The 17852-nt window shown below is 55.9% G+C and carries 16 protein-coding genes and 1 tRNA gene; 11 read left to right on the top strand and 6 right to left on the bottom strand.

Features of this window, described 5'->3' with window-relative positions:
• Positions 1 to 28: 28 nt before the first annotated feature.
• From CTR53_RS06990 to CTR53_RS07020, 7 genes are all read left to right on the top strand, one after another.
• A complete protein-coding gene (locus tag CTR53_RS06990) occupies positions 29 to 928 on the top strand; it encodes a hypothetical protein (RefSeq protein ID WP_290810440.1) in 900 nt (299 codons plus the stop codon).
• Positions 929 to 1162: 234 nt separating this feature from the next.
• Positions 1163 to 1894 carry an AAA family ATPase gene (locus CTR53_RS06995; RefSeq protein WP_290810442.1) on the top strand — a complete coding sequence of 244 codons (732 nt, stop codon included), beginning with the start codon at positions 1163 to 1165 and terminating at the stop codon, positions 1892 to 1894.
• Between the two features lie 404 nt (positions 1895 to 2298).
• Positions 2299 to 2375, top strand: a tRNA-Arg gene (locus CTR53_RS07000).
• Between the two features lie 138 nt (positions 2376 to 2513).
• Complete coding sequence (locus CTR53_RS07005; protein WP_290810445.1) at positions 2514 to 3452, top strand: hypothetical protein; 939 nt, start codon at positions 2514 to 2516, stop codon at positions 3450 to 3452.
• 114 nt (positions 3453 to 3566) lie between these two features.
• Positions 3567 to 3980: a helix-turn-helix domain-containing protein gene (locus CTR53_RS07010; protein WP_290810448.1), complete on the top strand. Its 414-nt coding sequence runs from the start codon at positions 3567 to 3569 to the stop codon at positions 3978 to 3980.
• Between the two features lie 70 nt (positions 3981 to 4050).
• Positions 4051 to 4719: a hypothetical protein gene (locus tag CTR53_RS07015; RefSeq protein WP_290810451.1), complete on the top strand. Its 669-nt coding sequence runs from the start codon at positions 4051 to 4053 to the stop codon at positions 4717 to 4719.
• A 90-nt stretch (positions 4720 to 4809) separates the two neighbouring features.
• Positions 4810 to 6189 carry a hypothetical protein gene (locus tag CTR53_RS07020; RefSeq protein WP_290810454.1) on the top strand — a complete coding sequence of 460 codons (1380 nt, stop codon included), beginning with the start codon at positions 4810 to 4812 and terminating at the stop codon, positions 6187 to 6189.
• 511 nt (positions 6190 to 6700) lie between these two features.
• Here the strand turns inward: CTR53_RS07020 and CTR53_RS07025 are convergent.
• Genes CTR53_RS07025 through CTR53_RS07035 form a run of 3 tightly spaced genes read right to left on the bottom strand, consistent with a single transcriptional unit; the run spans position 6701 to position 8375 of the window.
• Positions 6701 to 7270: a nucleotidyltransferase family protein gene (locus CTR53_RS07025; RefSeq protein WP_290810457.1), complete on the bottom strand. Its 570-nt coding sequence runs from the start codon at positions 7268 to 7270 to the stop codon at positions 6701 to 6703.
• Positions 7267 to 7944 (bottom strand): RES family NAD+ phosphorylase, encoded by a 678-nt coding sequence (locus tag CTR53_RS07030; protein WP_290810460.1) that lies wholly within the window; start codon positions 7942 to 7944, stop codon positions 7267 to 7269. Before CTR53_RS07030 ends, CTR53_RS07025 begins: the two co-directional genes overlap by 4 nt.
• Entirely contained in the window at positions 7941 to 8375 is a 435-nt protein-coding gene (locus CTR53_RS07035) for an MbcA/ParS/Xre antitoxin family protein (protein ID WP_290810463.1), read from the bottom strand. Before CTR53_RS07035 ends, CTR53_RS07030 begins: the two co-directional genes overlap by 4 nt.
• 263 nt (positions 8376 to 8638) lie before the next feature.
• On the opposite strand from CTR53_RS07035, the gene CTR53_RS07040 reads away from it, so the two are divergent.
• From CTR53_RS07040 to CTR53_RS07050, 3 genes are all read left to right on the top strand, one after another.
• Positions 8639 to 9217 (top strand): helix-turn-helix transcriptional regulator, encoded by a 579-nt coding sequence (locus CTR53_RS07040; RefSeq protein WP_290810465.1) that lies wholly within the window; start codon positions 8639 to 8641, stop codon positions 9215 to 9217.
• On the top strand, positions 9210 to 10430 hold the full coding sequence (locus CTR53_RS07045; RefSeq protein ID WP_367158955.1) for a type II toxin-antitoxin system HipA family toxin: 1221 nt from the start codon (positions 9210 to 9212) through the stop codon (positions 10428 to 10430). Before CTR53_RS07040 ends, CTR53_RS07045 begins: the two co-directional genes overlap by 8 nt.
• 285 nt (positions 10431 to 10715) lie before the next feature.
• On the top strand, positions 10716 to 13610 hold the full coding sequence (locus CTR53_RS07050; RefSeq protein ID WP_290810480.1) for an EAL domain-containing protein: 2895 nt from the start codon (positions 10716 to 10718) through the stop codon (positions 13608 to 13610).
• Between the two features lie 374 nt (positions 13611 to 13984).
• On the opposite strand, the gene CTR53_RS07055 is transcribed toward CTR53_RS07050, so the two are convergent.
• From CTR53_RS07055 to CTR53_RS07065, 3 genes are read right to left on the bottom strand one after another with little or no spacing between them, the layout of a single operon-like run.
• On the bottom strand, positions 13985 to 14659 hold the full coding sequence (locus tag CTR53_RS07055; protein WP_290810483.1) for a GntR family transcriptional regulator: 675 nt from the start codon (positions 14657 to 14659) through the stop codon (positions 13985 to 13987).
• A 32-nt stretch (positions 14660 to 14691) separates the two neighbouring features.
• Positions 14692 to 15786 carry an aldose 1-epimerase family protein gene (locus CTR53_RS07060; RefSeq protein WP_290810486.1) on the bottom strand — a complete coding sequence of 365 codons (1095 nt, stop codon included), beginning with the start codon at positions 15784 to 15786 and terminating at the stop codon, positions 14692 to 14694.
• A gap of 11 nt (positions 15787 to 15797) precedes the next feature.
• Complete coding sequence (locus CTR53_RS07065; RefSeq protein ID WP_290810489.1) at positions 15798 to 16517, bottom strand: SDR family NAD(P)-dependent oxidoreductase; 720 nt, start codon at positions 16515 to 16517, stop codon at positions 15798 to 15800.
• 125 nt (positions 16518 to 16642) lie between these two features.
• Here CTR53_RS07065 and CTR53_RS07070 point away from each other — a divergent pair, with 125 nt between their 5' ends.
• A complete protein-coding gene (locus CTR53_RS07070) occupies positions 16643 to 17839 on the top strand; it encodes a mandelate racemase/muconate lactonizing enzyme family protein (RefSeq protein WP_290810492.1) in 1197 nt (398 codons plus the stop codon).
• The last annotated feature ends 13 nt before the right edge of the window (positions 17840 to 17852 follow it).

Here is a 17852-nt window from a genome sequence, read left to right on the forward strand (position 1 = left end):
GATCGGTTCGCCCCGACAAGGGGCGGGAATGATCGTTCTCAGATACGCCGACAGCCTGGTGCCGAGGACCGGGCGCCGCGCGGCCATCGTCACCATTATCATCGGCGAGGAATACGAAGCCACCTGGGCACGGTTGTGCCAGGATTCCTGGCGGCGTTATATCCAGGCCTTCGATCTCGATCTGATTGTCATCGCCTGCCCGCTCGACACCTCCGAACGGGCCATGTCGCGGTCGCCCGCCTGGCAGAAGCTGCTGATCCTGAACCAGCCCTGGTCGGCGCAGTACGAGCGGATCGTCTGGCTCGATTCCGACATCATCATCGGGCCTCATGCGCAGAATATCATGAATGCCTGCGGCCCGGCCGAGAAGATCAGCCTCACGCTGTCCGGCGGGCGCAGTTCGGATGCCGAACGCATGGTCTTCCTCGAACGCCTGTACCGGCTGCCGATCCGGCCGGAAGCCGAGCAGCGCGCCTGGATCGGCGATGTCCACAAATGTTACAGAAGCCATCATGTGCCGCCGCATGATTTCATGTTCAACACCGGCGTGCTGGTGCTGTCGCCGCAGTATCACAACGAACTGTTCCTGCAATGCTACGAGGGCGAGCAGTTCGCGCGCCTCTATGAACAGCCGCTGCTGTCGCATGAGATCATCCAGCGCGATCTCGCCTATCTGATCAGCAACCGCTTCAACTGGGGTATCCAGGAAGCACTCTTTTCCTATCTGCCGGAAACCATCGATCTGGATAAACGGCCGTCGGAAGTGGTGGAGCCGGTGCTGAAACTGGCGCGCTACTTCGTGCGACGCGAACTGGCCAACAGCTACTTCCTGCATTTCTACGGCACGATGGGCCTGATGAAGACCCTGGAATACGACGACGTGTTCGGTGGCGAAGCGCTGGAGCTGTTCGTGGATGAGGGCAGGTAGGGCGGGGGATCGCGTCCCACCGCATCATTCCCGCGCCCAGCGGCTTTGCCGCTTTGGATATCCGGCGGCTTTGCCGCCTTACATATACTGTCGCGCAAAGCCCGACGGGCGGGACTCCGGAATCCCCCATCGCAAGCCGCATAAGCCAGTATTCACCAGAAATCCGCCAGTTTTCGTTGCAAATGTTCTCTTTTTGTTTTAGTATGCGATTGGCCCGCTGACTACAAGACCGTAATGGCACCAGCACTCCAATCACCATTCTTGAAACGTGTTACTCTCGATCCGTCAAAAACGGATCGAGAGGCATTTCCTTTCACCGTACTGCCGTATCTCGCTGACGAATTCGAACTCGATTTCGAGTCCGCCATTACCATTATCGTCGGCGAAAACGGTTCCGGCAAATCCACGCTGATCGATGCTATCGCCCAAATGGCCGGATTTGCTGGCAAAGGCGGTAGTCAGGATCATCAGACCGGTGAAGGCGGCAAGGAGAACGCCTTGGCTCGGTCGTTGCGGCCGTCTTGGCTACCTCGTGTGCGTCGAGGCTTCTTTTTCCGTGCGGCGAGCTTTTTCAGTTACGTCGACTATTTGAGCGAAACAGGCGGTTTTGGCAATCTGGAACAACGTAGCCACGGGGAGGCGTTTCTGGATACTTTTCAAGATCGGATGCCCGCCGGACAACGCGCAATCTACATCCTCGACGAACCGGAAGTGGCGCTGTCTCCGCAGCGCCAGCTTGCCTTCTTGCGCATTCTGCGTGAATGGCAGCTCAGCGGCCAGGTGCAGGCGATCATCGCCACGCATTCGCCGATCCTGATGAGCTTACCCGATGCGGCGTTGCTGTCGCTGGATGGCGGTGCGATCCGCCCCATCGCGCTGGAAGAGACCGGGCATTATCGCGTCATCAGGTCGTTCCTCGGCAATCCCACCGCTTTTCTTGCCGATCTCTTCCGGGATCTCGGGTGATCGTCCGCCATGCGCGCCTCCGCCTTCCTGCGGCAGATGGTGGACTATGGCGGCGAGGGGCAGTTGACCGACCGCAAGGGTGGTTCGCTGCTGATCCGCGCCCCGGTGCGCCCGGCGCGCTGAACTCACACATTCCACGCGAGTAATGTCACCTCTTGGACAAGGGAGAAAGCGAACAAGCTCAAAATAAGGAAAAATAAGACGGAATAAGCCCTGTCTAAGCATGCCATAAGACGGAACAAGCATCGGATAAGGCCGGCGTAAGTCGCGGATAAGCAGCGGATAAGCAGCGGATAAGCAGCGGATAAGCCATGACAAGCCCGGCAAAAGCCTGTAATGGCGGGCCTGCCCCCAGCTTGCGCTGCCGGGGCCGGCTCGGTTAAGGTCCGGCCCGTCCAGACCCCGCACCCGTAGCTCAGCTGGATAGAGCGCTGCCCTCCGAAGGCAGAGGTCACAAGTTCGAATCTTGTCGGGTGCACCAATCTTTTCAATAGTTTACATCGACTTAGTTCAAATCCCAAGGGGCCATTTTTGGCCTCTAGCTACAGCCTAGCTACAGCTACATTTGCAGAGCCCGCCCCAGCCGGGTCTAATTCGCCGCCGCTCGGGGGGCGAATCGATGACAGATGAAGCTTTGGTGATGAACCTGGGTCTAGGCGCGCGCGCCTATGTAGACCTGGACGATTATGAGCGCTTTGTTTTTGCCGAGCGGTTACGAGCTTACTGCCTGTTTCCCAAAGACGAGATGGAGCGAAATTCTTACCTCGTCTGCAAGTCGGCCTACCGTCTCGAAGGCTTTAATGCCGAGGGGCCACACAAGGCGGTTCCGAAAGAGCTGCGCCGACTGCGATCGGCTAACCGCTCAAAATACCTGTCAGAAGAGCGACGATTCTACCGAACATATGACGGTGATAGCGCAGTGCTCTGGTCGTACGGCTTGGAGCTCTATGAACAATACGAAGAGCGTTTCAACTTGCAGGCCATTCGATTGGCATCTGTCTTCCTGACTTTACTTAAATTGGATCAGACCCAAGAAGTGCGGTCATCTCTCAGCCTAGCAAAGGCTACGCAGCTTCTATGCAGTGACAAAACTAAAAAGAAAAGATCCGAGACCGACAACGAACCAAAATCAAATTTCCGTCCGTTAGGCCCGCCCACAATACGCTTCAATATTGGTCGAAATGAGCGCGACTTGATGGATCTTTGGCGACACTACGCGTCCGCGCTCCCATATGTCATTGCCTACGGTTTTCGCGGTCTATTAACCCTTATAGAAGGTAACATCAAAGATTCTAATATCGCTGATGAAGGAGACGGATTATTAGATGCCGAGAATACATTTTATGCAAACGAAGGTGCAGTCCCTTTCGCGCTCGCAGCTGAGTTGTTTCTAACCACAAAATGCCCTCATCCGCATAAAAAACCATTCATCGCAAAATCGACACTCTGGCAACTACAGCCAAAGGTGCTAGCCAATATCGAAGCCTCCGAGTTCAAAGGCGTGGAACCTCTTGTCGGAAAATTTCTAGAACAAGCACTGAGCTATAAAGTGGTTTGAGTTTGCGTAAGGCATAAAATGGGACAAATGGGTATTTAGGAGAAATTTTCTCCTAAATAGGCAACCCAGAAGCACCGGCCAAAACTTACCCCCGTCTGAACGACGGAGTGGCAAGTGTTCCCGACCAACTATACTTCGAATACCTCTGCGGCAGCTGCTGAAGAAGCGATTGCCACGGTAAAGGCGTTGCTGGCGGATCCCATCGCTCGGGCCGCCATCGTCGACTTCGCGCTTAGTCTTCCTACAGAGTCACCCGCTAAATACCGTTCGCTAACCGAAGTCTTGGGCCCTCTTGTCCAGGCTGCAATGACTTCAAACCTCGAAAACGAGAAAGAAGTCGCCCGCCGACTTAAGGTCTCGGTAAAGACCCTGCAAAACGCGCGTTGGCGTGGCACTGGGCCTAGATATGTCCACCCCTTTAAGGGGAGGGCGGTCCGCTACAACACCCTACATCTCGAACTCTGGCTTGCCGCGAATACCGTGACGAGCACGAGCGCGGCCGACCTCTTGAAGGACGGCCGCAAGTAACGGGCTACCCGCTGTCGGGTGGGCCGGCAGCGTAGCTCATTCATCTCATAACCTGGAGAGAAAGAGTTAAATGCGAAAAATTAACGAATACCCCAAGACCAAGGTTGAACTCGAGAGGGCCGAGCAGCTCGCGGCGCTCGTGTATCCAAAGGAGATTGACTTCAAGCGACTCAAAGCTGACCTGGATGCCGATAAGAGCACCTGGCGAAGTGGAAGGAAGGCACAACGTAAGTCAGCCTGGGCGATGTGGGCGTCCTGGCTGGCGTTGGCCTTGGCCTATGCCAAGAAGCCAAAGGCGGCCGCCAAATTTCGGAAGCGGTGCAAGAAGGCCGGGGTGAGTGCGAATGCCAATACATCGATCGAGGCCCTGATCGGCAAGTGGATGTCTAAGGGCAGCCGCGCCCTGATGCACAAGTATTCGCTCGCCGTGCGCGGCGCGATCATCTTGGGGATTACCCCCGAGGAGCTGCGCTCGGGTAAGCATGGGAAAGTGCCGCTAACCCTGAAGTATTTAATCGATGCCTTCAAAGGCAGTCTTGCCAAGAAGGCTTCGTCAAAAGTGGCTAAACCGCAGATCGCATGGGCCCGGCAGGCCCTAGACTGTTTCCCGGAAATTTCGGGCGCGGAGAAGCCGTTCGTGCTGCTTCTCAAGACGATTTCTGGCGTAACCACCGCCACGTACGTCACCAACAAGATCAAGGTCGTCAAACATCATCTTGCTGCAACTCATGATGACTAAGTGCCGATTCTGAATCTGTAAATAGACGATGACCGCGTCTCGGCGCGGTCATCAAAAACCCACCCACAATCTAACTCAGAGGGTATCGCTATGAAAAAGCGTGACGGGAAAATTGTGTCCTTTGCGGATGCCGAGAATGACGACTTGACCAAGACACTCGCAATTCGCGAGCGTACCCAAAAAAAGGAGAAGCGTAAAAAGCAGCGGGAGTATCGTGAGCATCGTCGCCGTGTTGAGAAAGTGGACGGCCTATATAGAGAAATTCATTCTAACGCGATGACGCGCCTGGCGGGGTACTTGCCCAATAAGAGCGTCACTGCGCTCATCGCGAACGGCGTCTTTACCGAAAATAGCCGGGACGCTGACGGCCTGCATCGTCGGCGCTTGTTGGAGTATGAGAAAATTCACCAATCGCGCGCACTTAAGCGGTCGATCGCCGGCGCCGAAGTTGTCAACGCGTTGACAACTTGTAGCCCACAGCGACCGTCGGGCATCTTATGCAGCCCGGTGGAACGACTCTTGCGTAGCTATTCTGATAAAGACGCTGCTGAAAGAAACTTCTTCGGAGTGCCGCAAGATCAGCTCTTCTTTGCAACTGCGCTTGTCGGCATTGCCTATGCTAAAAGCGCCTCTGCGGCGGACGACATTAATGCCGCGCTCGTGGCCGATCGCGAATGGCTATTTGAGCATATGAGCACGCTCTCAGCGAAACAGGCCTGGTATCGAGGGATCAGAATCTATCGCGTTTACGAATTGGAGGTGTTTTGGGCAAAAGAACTCAGGAGGGCTTATGCGCTGTACCAAGAGTGCGGTGGGAAGCGCCGCCGGTTTAGGTCGTCTGGTGAAGACGACGTGAATGTTGGCGAGATTGATGACGATGAGTTTTTCGGCGTAGCTGGCTCGCCCGAGACCGAGAGATACGCCTGTGTCGATAAAATGAAGACCTTACTAGCTATGGGTTGGGATCCGGAGAAGGCAGGTGATGTCATACTTTTGCACAGTCATTGGATATTGAACCTGAAACACCCGGCGAAGTTTGAGAAGCGGGTGGCGCGGCACTACGCGCTGCCGTTGCAGTTCGACTTGAAGAGTTTCTACAAGATAAAATCACGCCGTAGGAACATGTTCGACCTGGTTGACTATTGTCTGAAGGCGGCGCCGCGTTACGGACGCCTTATTCAAGGCTATAGGGATGACAAGTTTCTGAATGATGATGCAATGGTCGAGTTCGCAAAATTCAGCGCCCGTGGGTATGACGCGAGTACCGGCCACTATAATTGGATGACTAGTTTTGTGGACCCTTATGACGCGCCTCGCCGGTGGCTGCGCAGGTTACTCGTCACTCTGAAAAAGAACGCGCAGGCGCGAGAGCGTTATGAAATCTCTGAGGACATGAAGCGTCAAGACCGCGAGCGTCACCGCCGGCAGCGTGGCAAACCACGTGAGCCTGCGCATAAGCTGTTAGTCTAGAAGAATGGTAGCGAGGGGCGGGTGAGCGATACTGCAAATCTGCCCCTCTATCGTTGTTACGGGAGTACAATAAGGAAAATCTACCGGCCGTGATTTAGCGCCAGAAAGAGATACTAATTTAAATATGTAAATACCTGGTGCCGCGCTATTGCGGTGTCTCAAGCGGGTACCTGAAATGTCGAAAATATCGAAGAGAAAGATACAGTACAAAAATAAGCTGCTTCATTATTACCGGTATGAATTGAAGGTCGCAGCCTCAGATATACCCGAACAGATGTTCATCGACGACTTCAGCTGGATCGAATTATCTTGGGGCTCGGTTCAGCTCGTACGCAATGTCGGAGCAGAAAACGCTGCCAAGATGTTTGAGGCGTGGGCTTTCAAAATAAGAAAGGGTTGTTTTGGCGATTTTGATGCCGAGAGAATGTCGTGCCTGGCGGTTAGTAAATAGGGCCAGAGATTAGTAAGGCGGGCCTAGTTCTGTCAGCTCTGGGCCCGCCATTATATCTTGTTAATGGTTGGTGAGTTGCACTTTGAGTTTTGGCCACCGCTCAAGCCAGCGCTTATTGTGTATCCGCTCGACAATGACCGATTGACGCCCTTCAAATGCAGGTGTGGGACGAACAATCATATCGAAGAGGTCATTCAGCCCGAAGGGGGCCAGGATCTCAACGCGGTCTTTGCCCAGGCGCACACCTACCGCTGTTGCTGTTTCAGGCCAATGCTGCATCGCGAGGGCTGTCGAGGTGTATGGCTTGTCGTTATTGACCTTGTGCATACGGCCCTGGTTTTTGACGGACCACAGAACTGTCGGGGCTCGATGGCGTAATTGTGCTTCAAAAAGCCGATCGGCATCTTGTGTGCCGGTTTCTGGCCCGAACCACACAACATCGACATCGCCAGCTGGGGGCTGTGGCTTTAGCCCATGACCATGATCCCAGACCAGGCTGCGCACGAAGCCAGCGCCGACCCAGCAGTCAGGTAAGGCAAGGTAAGACACGTGGCGCAAGATGCGCATACGCTCATCATCGGCCTGCAATAGCTCCTGCAGGATCTCAATCTGATTGGGGGCAGCACTCATAATTGGGTCATCGATGGTTTGGGCGAGCCCGCCCAGATGAGCCGCCAGACAGCACCCTGGCGAACGTCTTGAACTAGGTGGGGGTGGAAGGCGACAAGGCAGGTGCCCTTGGCGTGTCGCACAGAGGGGTAGAGCAGTCCGTTGCCCCCTTGCGCGATAATGGTGCCAGCCAAGGTCTGACCGGCCGGGTAGCCCACAGCTGGGTTAGGATCAAGGCAAGACTGGCCCTTGGCCCTGCGGAGATCATGGAAGGGGCCGATAAAACCCGCAAACAGCTCGGTGTAGTCAGTCTGGTTCTCGTAACGGCCAATATTGGTGAGCTCACGCGTCAGATGAAAGGCGACTTCGGCCAGGGATGTATCAATCTCAAAGGCGCAATACCAGGCACCCCTGTGCTCTGAATTGAACCGGTTACCGCCTGGCCGGGTATGGGCAAATGAAGCATTGATGAAGGTGCGATAAGGGCGGCTGAAGATTAAATCTTCGCGCCTGAGTTCAGGCATCCCAGAGGTCTCAGCGATCAGGCGCTCATTGGTGGCGCTTTCGAGCTCGGCCAGGTCGCTCAGATCACCGTGGGTCGAGACCAGGGCCGAGAGCGCAGGCGGCTTGAGGCGGCCGCTGGGGACCAAGCGGACGGTGTTAGGCTCAGCAACATTGGTAACCGGTATGCTCAAAGCCCGCCTCGCAGGGCGTCGACATGCTGGCGCACCCGTATCATGGCTGGGATGCCCCCTCGTAACATGAGATCAAGCGGGCTCTCACCACCAAAGATCGCCCCTTGGTTTGGCAGGCGCACCCAGTCATCGGCGAGTGACTCAGAAAACAGCAAGCGTAAGCCCTTAAAAATGCCCACCAGGAGGCTAATGCGCATCAGGACGTCTTGGGGTAGCGGCTCGGTGCTCGCGCCCTTCTTCAGGCGAAACCAGCTGCGCTCTGAGACATCGCCCAGCAGGGCTGACGCTTCGGTCGCGCCCAGGCCCCAAATATCGGCCAGGGTCACGACGCCGCGCACGGCGGCGGGTGTGAGACGTAGGCGCTCACCAGCGTCAGCCAGGTTGGGGATGCTGCCGGGCAGGTCGGTCGGCGTTTGAGGTGTTGGGCGCATATCTGCCTCCTGTCACTAAAAATAGTGACATTTGGCATTTTATTAAAGCCCATGAATCTAGGTACTTATGCCCTAGAACTGGCAAAAGTAGGTAAAAAAACCCATGAAAGTAGGCTCTTGAGAAGACCCGCAGCGCTTCATATAATTCAACGTAGTATATCAAACGTCTAAAATGATTAGATAAATGAATAATTACCAATCAATATACTGACGCGATATGCTAATTTATATCAAATGCCTATACTGATATAGGATAATGCATCATGGGCTATGTCAGAGAAGATCTCATTAAGAGATTTCGAGATAAGCGCGTTGCCGCGAAGATTAGCCAACGCGCGCTCAGCGAGCGATCTGGCCTCACGCAAAGCCATATCTCGCAAATCGAAACCGGTTCCCTTGACCCTGGTCTTTCGAGCTTTCTCCAAATGGCGAGAGCGCTTGATCTCGAATTGGTTCTGGTACCGCGTAAGCTTGTGCCGGCTGTAGAGGCGATCGATAGAGAAAATGAAGTGGCACTCACGGTGGGCTATCTGCCGACGAGGGATATTCTCCGCATCGAGCGCGTGCTCAGTGATTACCAAGGTCGAAAAGGTATTTCAGGCGATATCGTCGAAATAAAGCATTTGGTTGAGTTTCTTCAAAACGCACCGCTCAACCAGAAAGACCTTAAAGAGTTTCGAAGTATTCTCGATGCATTCGAAGGCCAATCAACGAGGACGTCTGACAAGTTCTTCAAAAAATCACTTCTAGCGCTCAGAGCGCTCCGCAATCGTATAGCACATCCTCGTACAGAAGAGCCGCGGCCGGCTTATAGCGCAGATGATGGGGATGAAGATGCCTAATGTCTCTGTCCTCAATGTACTCTTACATGACCACCCAATAGCAACATTAACACTTGTTCAGGGTGGTCGAACACTCTTCGCCTTTAATCAAGACTATGTTGATGACAGCGAGCGAGCAACGCTCAGTCTTTCATTCAAAGATCAGTTTGGCGGACTAATAACAAATCATGCACCAACGCAACGCGTGTTACCGCCATTTTTCTCAAATCTACTGCCTGAAGGTCCGCTACGGAGCTATCTGGCGGACCGTGCTAGTGTTCATCAAGAGCGCGAATTCTTCTTGCTTTGGATGCTTGGCAAAGATTTGCCTGGGGCTATATCGATCAAGCCTGTGGATGGCGAGGAGTTACCGCCAGAGGCCAATGAGGCCCATGCGCACGGTCATAATAGAGCGTTGCGCTTCTCGCTAGCCGGCGTACAGCTCAAATTCTCAGCCATTCGGAATGAGGGAAAAGGTGTTGGCTTGACCATACCAGCCGAGGGGGCTGGGGGGTCTTGGATTGTAAAGATGCCATCACAGCAGTTCTCAGGTGTGCCAGAGAACGAGTACGCAATGATGAGTATCGCGGGTCGCATGGGGATGGACGTACCCGATATACAGCTCATAGACCTAGAAGATGTAGATGGCTTGCCAGATGGCATTGGGGAACTACGCGGCCAGGCATTGGCTGTAAAGCGGTTTGATCGCAGTCCAGGCGGGTCAGTTCATATCGAAGATTTTGCACAAGTCTTTAGCAAATGGCCTGCCGACAAATACACAGCAGGTAGTTATCGCTCTATAGCAAAAGTGCTTGGGATTGAGACGGGCGAAGACGGTATCGTCGAATATGTACGTCGCATAATTTTTAATACGCTAATCGGCAATGCTGATATGCACTTGAAGAACTGGTCGTTGATATACCCCAACAAAAAGACGCCGAGGTTGGCGCCAGCTTATGATTTTTTGTCGACCATTCCATATCTGCAAGACGAGACAGCAGCCTTAAAGTACTCGCGTACAAAGCGGATGTATGAGGTCTCAAAAGATGAGATTGCGCATCTTGCTTCTAAAGCGCTTTTGCCAGAGAAGATCGTTGTGGGCACGGCTCTTGATACAGTGCGCCGCTTTAGAGACATCTGGGAGGCTGAGAAGACGCATTTTCCACTTGCGAAGAAGGTCATTGAGGCAGTCGAAGCCCATGCTGCGCGCGTGCCAATCTATAATGAGGCCTAGGCCTTCATCTCACGATCGTGGCCGAATCTAAAAAAATCTACGGAGTGAGAATCTACGGAGTGGCCAGCGGCTGGAAACGGTGTCTGTTTCACTAAGGCCGGCGCTCGGAGGCCGACCTGATACTGCGACCTAGCCGGATACTGACTATCTGCATACACTTTTATGAATTCCTTGATTCAGAAATATTAGTTTACCGCGAATAATTAGGAATTTTGCAAACTACGGCCTAGCTGTGGTTGGATGTCCTTAATTGAGTCACTCACGTGAACGCAATGGGAGGAAGCGATGTCCAGAACTGGGACGTATGCCCTGTCGCTCCGTCTTGGTGCTTTGATCGCACTGATCTGTCTGCCGTCGTTTCTATTGGCGCTGCACTTGGCCGATACCCGTCGGGTTCAAGAGTTAGAGCATATCCGATCCGAGGCTATGATCCTCGCGCAGTCCATTGCCATCCAGCAAGGACAGACGCTGGAAAAGGTGCGCGCGCAGCTAACGCAGCTCAGTAGAGAATCGCCTTACCTTATCGAGGCCGACTGTAGCTCGCACCTGCAAAGTCTCCAGCGCTTCGATCAGCAATATTTCCAGCTGGCCGTCGCCGACCTCGCTGGTAACATCACATGCGCGGCAGACGCCGCGAATATCAACCTATCAGTGCTTGATCGCGACTACTTCAAAACAGCAGTCGCCAGTCGTGATTTTTCGCTTAGCGACGTCTTTTTGACGCGTTCGTCCAAGCGCTGGGCTATCGTCGCTGCCCAGCCAGTAATGCAGGACAATTTCCCGCGTGCTGTCCTGATCGCCGCGCTTGATATAAAATGGGCCCAGGCGCTCCTGAACAGCCTGCGCCTACCACAGAATGCCATCGTCAGCTTGTCGGATGCTAATGGCCGGGTGCTCGCTCGCATGCCTAATCCTGAGCAGTTCGTCGGACGCGAAATTCTCGAGGCAGCATCCTTCCGCGCGACCGTCACAGGGCAGCCACAAGGCTTTGTAGACTCGGCAGGCCTTGATGGCGTGGCGCGCATCATTGCCTACGCCCAAGTGCCGGGTGCTGGCCTGTATGTTCGCGTCGGTATTCCATCGGCCGAAGTGCAAATGGCAAGCCAGATGGCGCTGCAGGCCGGGCTAATTGCGCTCATTGCCACTGTGCTGGTGACGGCGCTGCTTGGATGGATTGGCGCCCGTCGCCTGATCATCCATCCCATTGGCCAGTTAGTTACGGCGGCTGATAAGATTGGGCAGGGCGATTGGACTGTGCGAACTGAAATCAGTCATGGCAACCAGATTATCGGTCGGCTGGCTGCTAAGTTGGATGAGCTTGCCCATTATGGGCATCGCCTTACGCGAGCTTTTCGCACGCTCAGTGCTGGGAACCGCACACTTTTGCGCGAGCCTGATGAAATTTCACTTCTAGAAGCAATGTGCAACGTCGCTGTCACACAGGGCGGCTATCGGCTCGCCTTTGTGAATTACATGCGCCACGATAAAGACAAGACTGTCGATACTGTTGCCCGCTATGGCGATGATCGCGGCTTTATAGACTCGCTGCGCCTGACTTGGGCCGATACAGAGCGCGGGCGTGGCTCAGTAGGCATGGCGATCCGTGATGCCACGCCGAATATTCTGCGCAGTATGGGAAATGACCCTCGCTTTGAGCCTTGGCGCAAAGAAGCGTTGAAACGGCAGTTTGGCTCTATCATCTCGCTGCCACTGAAAGTCGATGGTGACATCATAGGCACATTCACGCTGGTCGCGGCCGAAGAGGATGCTTTCGATGAGGCGGAAGTCTGCCTGCTCGACGAAATGGCGGCGGATCTTTCGTTTGGTATCCAGATTGCGCGCGCGGCAGTAAAGCAGAAAGAGCATGAGCGGCTTGTCGAGTATGCGCTTACTCATGACCGCTATACCGGTCTGCCCAATCGAGTATCTTTCCTGCGGAGTCTGGCCGAACGGATTCAAGTCGCCACTGAGCGCAATGAGCCGCTGGCTATTATGGTGATCCATATGCCGCGCCTGCAGGAGATATTCGATGGGTTCGGCTACAATCCTAGTCTTTCGGCGGTGCAACAGATCGCGGAGCGCTTATCGGCGATCTCAGAGATCAAGCCATATCTGACGCGGCTGGCCCCCAATGAATTTGGTCTGGCAGTCGACCATGTGAGCCCTGAGCAGACGATGCGGATGGCGCGCACGGCGTTGGGCGTGTTCCAAGAACGCGTCATCGTGGCGGAAGCCGAACTCGATATCGCCGCGTCGATCGGCATCAGTTATTTCCCTGGCCACGGCGACGATGCCGATGCGCTGTTGCGGCGTGCAGCGATTGCAGCACGTGGTGGCGCACGCAAGGATGCCGGGATTTTTGTCTATGAGGGTGCCACTGAGCGCGAAAATCCCGAACGCCTGGCTATTGCCGCCGAATTGCGCACGGCAATTACAAATCGCGAGCTCGAGTTACATTATCAGCCCAAGATCGACCTGCAGACCGGTGCTTTAAGCGGGGCCGAAGCGCTGATTCGCTGGAATCATCCCAAGCGTGGGTTCTTGCCGCCAGTGAAGTTTGTACCGCTCGCTGAAGAAACAGGCCTGATTCGCTCTATGACTGAGTTAGTGATCGCGCTTGCAAGCCGGCAGCAACACAGTTGGGCCAAGAATAATGGGGTGGTGCTGCCAGTGGCAGTCAACCTTTCAGCCAGCAACCTCTACGACCCTCGTTTTCTCGATACCTTCCAGGCCTTGCTAGAAACTTGGGGCGTAGCACCTAACCTGATCGAGATCGAGTTGACAGAGAGCGCTCTGGTGGATGACCCGGAAACCGCCAAGCGCGTGCTCGATAGCTTGCGCCAGCTCGGCTGCAAAATCTATATCGATGATTTCGGTACGGGTTACTCGTCACTAAATTATCTTGTCACTCTGCCGGTGCATGCTCTGAAAATTGATCGCTCGTTTGTGCGCCAGATGGGTGAAAGCCGCGAGGCCCACTCGGTGGTCGCGTCAATCATATCAATGGCACACAATTTGGGCCTGCGTGTCGTTGCTGAAGGCGTGGAAACGCAAGCGGATGTCGACATGTTAAAGGCGCTGGACTGCGACGAGGCTCAAGGCTATCTATTTGCCAAACCGCAAGTGGCGTCAGAATATGAACTGAGATTCTTATCGCGTTCGAGACAATTAGAAAAATAGAGCGCTTAAAATACCGGACTTCAGGCAGAAGTTATGGCGCGCCGAATTTGAGCGACGGTCAGTGCGCGAGCGCATGAATCAGACCTCGATCAATGCTTATAGCCGCTCTTTCCCATGCCCCATAACACTATGCGCAACCGCGCGAGCTGCGGCAAACGTGGGGCCTACTCAAAGCCAGGCGGGCGTCGAAACTTTGCTACAAGAGCGATATCAGTGACGAAATGGTGCGGGCCTGGCGTCGGCAACATGGCGAGTAGCGCGTGAAGTATTGCGCAGACATCGATGTACGGGAGAATCTACCGGCGCATATAGAATGAAAAATCGACTGAATGAAATGGCGCTGATTTGGTTGTATCAGGTGGCTTATTAGGGCGTCAGGTGTTTCGTAAGGACTTTGCTATGACCGGGCTTTCCAGATAACGCTTCAGAGCCGCGATCGTCTCCCGGGATGAAACAAGAATATGGTTGATCATGGCTTGTTCGGCGGTCTGCGGGCTTTGGGTTAATAGTGCAGCGAGAATGGCATTGTGTTCGTTGATTCGCTGCTCACTGAATTCCTCGAGCGAGGCAACGATATGACGATAGCGACTGGTGCGAGCGCGGAAACCGACCAAGCAATCCTGCAGTGGTTTGTTGTTGCAGGCTTCGATGATGATGCGGTGGAAATCCGCACCGAGCTCTAGAGCTTCCCCGAATTCGCGTTTGGCCCCAGCTTGCTGCATGCCTTCGATATTGGATTTTAGCTTCTGCGTGTCACGCCGCGTCAAGTTCTCGACGGCGAGCCGCGTGGCCAGCCCCTCCAGCGTGGCGCGCACGATAAAAAGCTGCTCGGCCTCCTCGATATTCAGCGCCCGTACGGCGACGCGGCCGGTGCTGCTGCGTTCGACGAATCCTTCTTGCTCAAGCTGTACCAATGCTTCGCGGATCGGGCTACGGCTGGTCTGGAAATGCTGGGCAAGCTCCGGCTCGCTCAGTTTCTCGCCTGGCTTTAGCGTGCCAAAGATGATGGCTTGCCGCAGTTCACTGGTGGCTTTTTCTTGAAGCAGCATGCTGGGATCTCAGATCTAGCGCGGTCGCATAATCATGGGCTGCCGATCCGCCCGGACAATTGTTCCAGCGCGGCCGCACCCGCATGGACCGACAGTGTTAGGCAATAGACGATTTCCTCGCCAGGTTCCAGAAAGCGAATCTGTCCGCCCCGTTCCAACTCGGCCCGCGGCCCGGCGCGGTTGGTCGCAGGTTCGATCGCCAGCACATTCATGCCAGGGCCGAAATGGCGCCAGATCTGCAGTGCGGGCAAGGTGCTCGCGTCATACTCAACCTGCACCGCCAGACCGCTGCCCAGCGTCGCGTTGACCAGCGCTGCCGAGACCCGGCCATTCGGTCCGGGCAGGGGATTTACTTCGAGAATCTCATCCACCGCTTCTGCAAACGGTCCCTGCTGCCTTAAGAAAGCGGTGTGCGTGTCGGGGCGCGGCTCGCGGCCTGGCGGCAGCAGCAGGGCTGCGCCGGCATCGAGCAGTGGGAAACCGAAATTCAGGTGATAAAGCTGCATATGCGGCGTTGGGCGATAGCCGGCATTGCGGATCTGGTCGATGATGGTCAATGTCGCGCCACCGAGCGGCATTTCAATCCGTCGCCGCAGCTCCAGGGTTTCGCCATACATCATGCTCTGGCGCACTGCACCTTCGCAGTAGAACCGGCAGTCATCGCCCTCCCAGGTTTCGCCCTGGCCTAGGAAACGTGCCGGAGTCTGGCTGATGCGGCCATGCAGAGGGTACTGCGCGCTTTCGCGTCTTGGCCCAAAATGGCTGGCCGGTCCCTCAGCGGCACCACGGACATGATCGAGACCGCAGGTCACCATCATTCCATCCATACTGCGCAACAGCCCGGCGCCCTTTTCCTCTTCGGCGATATGCAGGCCTGGCGCGCGGAATCCGTTGGCAGACCGCCAGGACAGCGGCAAGCCGTTGAAGCGCAGTTCGCCAATGTCAAAACCGCGATCCACCATCACTCGGGCTTCTAGGCCGCCACCAGAGCGCAGGTCGAGATAGCGCACAGACCGCTCTGGCCCATCGTCATAGCTGCCGGGGATAATGCCAGCGACCTGTTCCAGTCGCCCAATGCGGCGGAACAATTCCATGCGGGTAAAATGCTGGCCGAACAGGCTGACCATTGTTGATCCGTTCAAAAGGTGGCGCGACCGCCGGTGGCGTCGAACACCGCGCCGGTGGTGAAGCTGCATTCTGGGCTGGCCATCCAGCAGACCATGGCAGAGATCTCATCGAGTTCGCCAAACCGGCCCATGGGAATTTTCGATAGCATATAATCGATATGTTCCTGCTTCATCTGCGCGAACAACGGCGTGCGTACTGCTGCCGGCGCCAGGCAGTTGGCGCGAACACCAGTGGTCGCTAACTCTTTGCCTAGCGATTTGATCAGGCCGATCACCCCCGCTTTCGACGCGCTGTAGGCACCCGCATTCGGGTTGCCTTCCTTGCCCGCCACCGAGGCGAGCGCGACGATACGTCCGTAATTGCCCTTCAGCATAGGGGGGACCACGGCACGGCAGCAATGGAACATGCCGAGCAAGTTGACTTGGATGACGCTCGCCCAGTCGGCTACCGGATAATCCCAGGTCGTTGCATTCGGGCCGGTGATGCCGGCGCTGGCGACAAGGATGTCGAGCCGGCCATGGCGTTCCATAATCTCCTCGGCTGCACGCGCCGTATCACCCGCATCGGTGATGTCGAGTAGCCGGGTTTCTCCAATGTCGGATTGCTGCCGGTCCCAGACCACGATCCGGGCGCCCTCGGCAGCTAATTGCCCCGCTACCTCATGGCCAATGCCCGACGCACCGCCGGTCACCACCGCTACCTGGCCGGCGAATCTGTTGCTTTGCTTCATGAATCCTCCCTGTGCAGGCGAGCGCGTCGCCAGGCACAACCTACGCTTGACAGAGATAACTGTCGACCATATTCTAAATCTGTCGACAGAAACTCGGCAACAAGCCGGTACCCGGGAGGATGCATATGAGTCGGATTAGCAAGGTGGCCTGCAAACTGATCTCTGAGCCGTTGCCGGCCGGATGGACTGCTGCGCATGGCACCAGCCACAAGCGGGATGAATGCTTGGTCTTTGTCACGACCGAGGATGGCCTGGTCGGCATGGGCGAGGCCTATCACGCCTTTTCGCCGAAAGTGATGGCCTCGATCGTCGAGGAGCATCTGGCCGATATCGTGGTCGGCCGCGATTCCTCCGAGATACAGCTGCTGTGGGAAGAGATGTTCTTCTCCGCCGGCCAGCTCGGCTCGGCGGCGGTCGCCGCGATCTCCGGCATCGATATCGCACTGTGGGATCTGATGGGGCGCCGCCTGAACCGTCCGATTGCCGACCTGCTCGGCGGCGGCGGGGTGAAGCGCATACCGACCTATGTTGGCTGCATGTGCCTCGGTTTCCAGGATGCCAAATCCTTGCGTGAGGAAGTGCGCGGCTATGTCGCCGATGGGTTCACGGCGCTGAAGGTGCGCGGCGGCCTGAATCTCGATGCAGATCTCGAGGCGGTAGCCGTCACCCGCGAGGCTGCCGGTTCGCATGTCGATATAATGATTGACGCCAATTCCGCATATTCTCCGCCGGAAAGCCTGCAGCTGGCGCGCCGGCTGGAACGCTACAACACCTTCTGGCTCGAGGATCCATTCGATTTCAGCGTCGCCTATCACCATGCCGATATGGGCTGGTTGCGCAAGAATTCGCCGGTGCCGATCGCATCCGGCGGCAATGTCTACACGCGCTTCAATGCGCGCAGCCTGATCGATGCCGGCGGTGTCGATTACCTGACGCCCGACGTCACAAAATGCGGCGGCATTTCAGAAGGTATGAAGATCGCAGCCCTGGCCAGCGCCTTCAATATCACCGTCGCGCCACACACCGTGGTCGGCGTCGGCACCGTGGCGGGCGTGCATTATGCGGCGGCGCTGCCGACCCACATCCGCGGCCACCTGGAATGGGATGCCTCGATCAACAACCCGCTGCGCGATGACCTCTGTGTGCCGGCGCTGGATCTTGCGAAGGGCTCGGTGAGAGTGCCGCAGGGCCCCGGCCTCGGTATCGCCCTGCCCGGGCCGGCCGCGCTGGAGCGTTTTGCCTTTATCGCCGGCCGCGAGATTTCGATGCCGCCGCGTCAGCGTCGCTGGGATCCGAACCGGCCGCAGGCGGCGGCCGAATGACCTCTAAAACTGT

It is taken from the genome of Ferrovibrio sp., assembly GCF_002796975.1.
Classification (GTDB): Bacteria; Pseudomonadota; Alphaproteobacteria; order Ferrovibrionales; family Ferrovibrionaceae; genus Ferrovibrio.

Bases quoted from the DNA above. Each gene is read 5' to 3' on its own strand.
- CTR53_RS07070 (WP_290810492.1), top strand. From the start codon at position 16,643: ATGAGTCGGATTAGCAAGGTGGCCTGCAAACTGATCTCTGAGCCGTTG.
- CTR53_RS07005 (WP_290810445.1), top strand. From the start codon at position 2,514: ATGACAGATGAAGCTTTGGTGATGAACCTGGGTCTAGGCGCGCGCGCC.
- CTR53_RS07025 (WP_290810457.1), bottom strand. From the start codon at position 7,270: ATGAGTGCTGCCCCCAATCAGATTGAGATCCTGCAGGAGCTATTGCAG.
- CTR53_RS07045 (WP_367158955.1), top strand. From the start codon at position 9,210: ATGCCTAATGTCTCTGTCCTCAATGTACTCTTACATGACCACCCAATA.
- CTR53_RS07035 (WP_290810463.1), bottom strand. From the start codon at position 8,375: ATGCGCCCAACACCTCAAACGCCGACCGACCTGCCCGGCAGCATCCCC.
- CTR53_RS06990 (WP_290810440.1), top strand. From the start codon at position 29: ATGATCGTTCTCAGATACGCCGACAGCCTGGTGCCGAGGACCGGGCGC.
- CTR53_RS07020 (WP_290810454.1), top strand. From the start codon at position 4,810: ATGAAAAAGCGTGACGGGAAAATTGTGTCCTTTGCGGATGCCGAGAAT.
- CTR53_RS07015 (WP_290810451.1), top strand. From the start codon at position 4,051: ATGCGAAAAATTAACGAATACCCCAAGACCAAGGTTGAACTCGAGAGG.
- CTR53_RS07050 (WP_290810480.1), top strand. From the start codon at position 10,716: ATGTCCAGAACTGGGACGTATGCCCTGTCGCTCCGTCTTGGTGCTTTG.
- CTR53_RS07040 (WP_290810465.1), top strand. From the start codon at position 8,639: ATGGGCTATGTCAGAGAAGATCTCATTAAGAGATTTCGAGATAAGCGC.
- CTR53_RS07060 (WP_290810486.1), bottom strand. From the start codon at position 15,786: ATGGTCAGCCTGTTCGGCCAGCATTTTACCCGCATGGAATTGTTCCGC.
- CTR53_RS06995 (WP_290810442.1), top strand. From the start codon at position 1,163: ATGGCACCAGCACTCCAATCACCATTCTTGAAACGTGTTACTCTCGAT.
- CTR53_RS07065 (WP_290810489.1), bottom strand. From the start codon at position 16,517: ATGAAGCAAAGCAACAGATTCGCCGGCCAGGTAGCGGTGGTGACCGGC.
- CTR53_RS07055 (WP_290810483.1), bottom strand. From the start codon at position 14,659: ATGCTGCTTCAAGAAAAAGCCACCAGTGAACTGCGGCAAGCCATCATC.